Here is a 4,115-nt window from a genome sequence, read left to right as displayed (position 1 = left end):
CCAACGCGTCAAACGCTTCACCGCCATCGGCACCATGGAACAAAGCCGCGGCGTCGCCCGCCAACTCAACGACGCCAAAGACGTGCACAACAGATTCACGTCGATTGCGCCGGGTGGGAAAGCCATCAACGGGGAGCTGGTCCGCACGCACAGCCACGCGGGGGTGAGTAGGAGAACCTTATTGTGTTCTACCTTAGCAGGTGCGCGCCTAGCTTCAACCTGGCGCCACGACAGCGTGGTTTCGCGGAGCCCACGCCCGACGACGCGTTCTCCGACATAGCCCGCCTCGCTTGGTCGTTTTGGTGGCAGACCACCGGAGATCTAACGGTACGGACGCCGCGAGCCTCTCGGTGGCGGACCCGGCGGTGGACGCAAGCGTGTCGTGGGCGGCTCAGCGGGTGCTTGCGGTGGCCGTCCGTAAACTCGCGGAGCCGGAGGCGCTGGACGCGGTGGCGCCGGCCTCGGCGGCAGCGCCCGGCGTGGCGGCCGCAGCCGCATCGCCTGGGTCTCGTCGTCTGTCCAATCCCGTTGCACCAGAACGTTTTGCGTTATCCGGTCTAGCGCTTGCCTGACTTCGTGGCGCTCCGGTTGGGACTCCAAACCCGACGTCTGGGCCAGCCGCCGTGTCAGCCACTCCAGCGTCTCTGCGCGCACCACCTCAATCTCGCGTGCACCGATCGGCGTCAGCCAGAAGTCCTCGCCATTGCGCTCGGCGTAGCCCGTCGCCACCAGCCGATCGAACGCAGGCTGCAGGATCTCGCGCGGAACGCGGACATGTTCGGCGACATCACCCACCCGCGCTCGCCCGGCCGCTTGCCCGAAGCGATACACCTGCAACAGCGCCCACAACCGCGAGATGTCGAGCTTGCTTCCCGGGCGTTCGGCCAACGCCCGCAACTGCATCCCCGAGCCCTGACGTATCAGCCTGCCCACCGCGTTCTCCAAGACCTGGTCCGGCGAGTCCGTCGTCGGCATCGCGAAACCCTCACCGAGATCGATCGCGGTGCTAACGGCGTTGTCGCGCAACGGAACCTGCTTCAGCGTCAACGCCAAGATGAACCCGATCACCGCAACCGGCGTCGCATAAAAGAAGACCTGATCGAGCGCATCGGCGTACGCCGCGGCGATCGGCGCAGCCATCTCCGGCGCCAGCTTGTGCAGCGCGTCGGGAGACTGCGCCGCCTCGGGCGGCGCGCCGCTGCTCGCCAACGCCTCTGCGAGCCGACTGCCCAGAAAGTTGTTGAACAACGAACCGAACACCGCCGCACCGAACGAGCTGCCGATGGTGCGGAAGAACGTCACCCCCGACGTCGCCACACCCAGATCCGCGAAATCGACCGTGTTCTGCACGATCAGCACCAACACCTGCATGCTCATGCCGATGCCCGCGCCCAGCACCACCAAATACACCGACTGCAACAAAGTCGACGTATCCGGGCCCATTCGCGACAGCAGCACGAAACCGATTCCCATCACGGCGGTTCCGGCGACCGGGAAGATCTTGTACTTCCCCGTGCGGCCGACGATCGTGCCGCTGGCAAGCGACATCGTCAGCATCCCGACCACCATCGGCAGCGTGTGCAGCCCCGACGTTGTCGCCGAGACTCCGTCGACGAACTGCATGAACGTCGGTAGGAACGTCAACGCCCCGAGCATCGCGAAACCCACGACGAACGACAGCGCGCAGCACACCGCGAACACCGGCTCGCGGAACAGCCGCATCGGCAAAATCGGTTCCTGCGCACGCAATTCGACGAAGACGAACGCCACCAGCGCCACCACCGACCCGACGAACAGCCCGATGATCGTCGGCGAACCCCACGCGTACTCGCCGCCGCCCCAACTCGTCGCCAGCGTCAGGCCCGTCGCGCCCAAGCCGACCAGCACGATGCCCGCATAGTCGACGACCGGACGCGCGATCCTGCCGAGGTTAGGAATCGCCACAATCGCAACCAGAATCACGATGACGGCCACCGGCACGTTGATCCAGAACGCCCAGCGCCAACTCAAGTGGTCGGTGAAGAACCCGCCGAGCAGCGGCCCGATGACGGTGGTCACCCCGAACACCGCACCGAGCGCGCCTTGGTAGCGGCCGCGTTCGCGCAGCGGAATGACCTCGCCGATGACCGCGGTCGCAGTGACCATGATCGCGCCGCCGCCGACACCCTGCAGGGCACGCGCCGCGACCAGCATCTCCAGCGAGCCGGCCAGCCCGCACAACACCGACCCGAGAAGGAAGAACGACACCGCAGCCAGGAAGACGGTCTTGCGGCCGAGCAGATCGCCGAGCTTGCCGACGATCGCCGTCACGACCGTCGACGCCAGCAGATAGCTCGTCACCACCCACGCCTGGTGGCCCGCACCGCCGAGGTCGGCCACCACCGTCGGCAGCGCCGTCGCGACGATCGTCTGATCCAGCGCAGCCAGCAGCATGCCCAGCACCACCGCCGAGAAGATCAAGTTGCGCTTCGGCGCCGCCACCTCCGCGCTCGTGGGTGGTGGCGCGCTCGTCGTCGTCGCCGTCATTGGTTGGTGTGTCCTCGCTCGATATCGAATGGCAGTCCGGTCCCGTGTAGCCGTTCTGTGGACCGGTAACCCGTCTCGACAGTGAGATCGTTAGCTTACCTAATTGCGTTACACCGCCGGCAGCTGCGCCAGCCACTCCGATTGCCCGTCGACGGGCTGACCATTGATCACGACGGTCGGGACGCCGGGGTCGGGAAACTGGCGCAGAAGCGCGAGATTGTTGGCCGCGATGACATGCGGGTCGAACCCGATCGGCAGGCCCACCCTGATGAGGTCCTGGGCCGACTGGGGTGCGCCGACGTCGTTGGCCAGCCCGGCGAGCTGGTTGTTGTCCAGATCCGTCGGCCCGCCCTCCTTCGGCTGGTGCTCGGCCGAGAAGATCTGGCGGACGAAGCCCCACGCGATGTCGCTCGACCGCGCCTGATCGGCCACCACGAACGCCGCGTAGATCGCTCGGCTGTCGTAGGTGCCGCTCGCCGAGTACTTGTCGAGGTAGTCCACGAATCGCAGATTGACGTGCAGCGTGCCTGCTTCGATGCGTTGACCGATGGCCTCGCCCTGCGCGCGGACCATCTTCCCGCTGAACGGGCACATCGGATCCACGTAGAGATCGACCTGCCCGAGCGCGTCCGGGTCGCCGAGGGAGATGACATCCCCCACCGACGCCGCAGCGGCCGCGTGAGCCACTCCAGTGGTCGGTCCGCACATCAGCAGTGCCACGATCACGCCCACGACCATCCCGACCGCCCGACTGGTCCGGTTCACCCTCGCTCTTTCCATCACACCCATCATGAAGTCCCGACGAGGGCCAGTGATTCCGCGGTCCGCCCGGAAGGCGATTCCGCCGACGTCGGCAAACGCTGCCGTGACGAAAATCCCCGCCGACACGGCCAGCGCCGCGCCGGACATGTCGTTGCGTTGCCCTATGTTGGGCCTCCGGACCGAACAACGTGAATAGAGGAACGGGTGGACGACACAGCGGCGGACCTGCTCGAGCTCAACCGCGACCTGCAAGGCTCCCGCGCCATCCGCCTGCTCGCCGCGACGAACCTCAGCCTCTACGCCACCCTGATGGAACGCCACCTATCTGACGGGCAGATTCCCGAGACCGAACTCGTCATCCACCTCGAACGCGACCTCGCCGACCTCGGCGACCCCCAATCCGGCCTCGCGCTCATCAAATCCTGGGCCGCCCAAGGTTGGCTGCACCGCATCGTCGACGAACGCCACGACACCAACGTCTGCTACCTCACCCAGGGCGCCCGCCGAGCCCTGGACTTCCTAAGAACCATGCGCCGCCAGGACACCATCGCCACCGGCGGCTCCATCACCGGCATCGCCGCGCGCCTCAAGCAGGTCGCCGTCAAAGTCGACAACGACCCCGCCCGCATCCGCAAGCACATCGAAGCCGAAATCGCCGCCCTCCACGAAGAACTCGACGCTCTCGACGCCGGCCAACGCCCCGCGCCCGACGTCACCGACTGCTACGACGAAGCCCGCGCCATCGCCCTGCAGATGGAACGCCTCATCACCGACATCGGCCAATACGGCACCATGATCGAACAAGCCACCGCCGCCCTCGACGAACC

3 protein-coding genes are annotated in these 4,115 nt (G+C 66.5%); 1 reads left to right on the top strand and 2 read right to left on the bottom strand.

Annotation, left to right across the window (positions count from 1 at the left end):
- Positions 1-321: 321 nt before the first annotated feature.
- Positions 322-2,526 carry an MDR family MFS transporter gene (locus A5724_RS20010; protein WP_067805953.1) on the bottom strand — a complete coding sequence of 735 codons (2,205 nt, stop codon included), beginning with the start codon at positions 2,524-2,526 and terminating at the stop codon, positions 322-324.
- A 108-nt stretch (positions 2,527-2,634) separates the two neighbouring features.
- Entirely contained in the window at positions 2,635-3,306 is a 672-nt protein-coding gene (locus A5724_RS20005; RefSeq protein ID WP_067805955.1) for a thioredoxin domain-containing protein, read from the bottom strand.
- 186 nt (positions 3,307-3,492) lie between these two features.
- Here A5724_RS20005 and A5724_RS20000 point away from each other — a divergent pair.
- A partial coding sequence (locus tag A5724_RS20000) for a DUF3375 family protein (protein WP_232004912.1) occupies positions 3,493-4,115 on the top strand: 623 nt, incomplete at its 3' end.

This window comes from Mycobacterium sp. ACS1612 (assembly GCF_001667505.1).
GTDB lineage: Bacteria > Actinomycetota > Actinomycetes > Mycobacteriales > Mycobacteriaceae > Mycobacterium.
The sequence above is the reverse complement of the archived record's forward strand: the minus strand, read 5'-3'. Positions and strand labels throughout refer to the sequence as shown.

Excerpts from the sequence above, each read along its gene's own strand:
- A5724_RS20010 (WP_067805953.1), bottom strand. The coding sequence starts at position 2,526 with ATGACGGCGACGACGACGAGCGCGCCACCACCCACGAGCGCGGAGGTG.
- A5724_RS20005 (WP_067805955.1), bottom strand. The coding sequence starts at position 3,306 with ATGGAAAGAGCGAGGGTGAACCGGACCAGTCGGGCGGTCGGGATGGTC.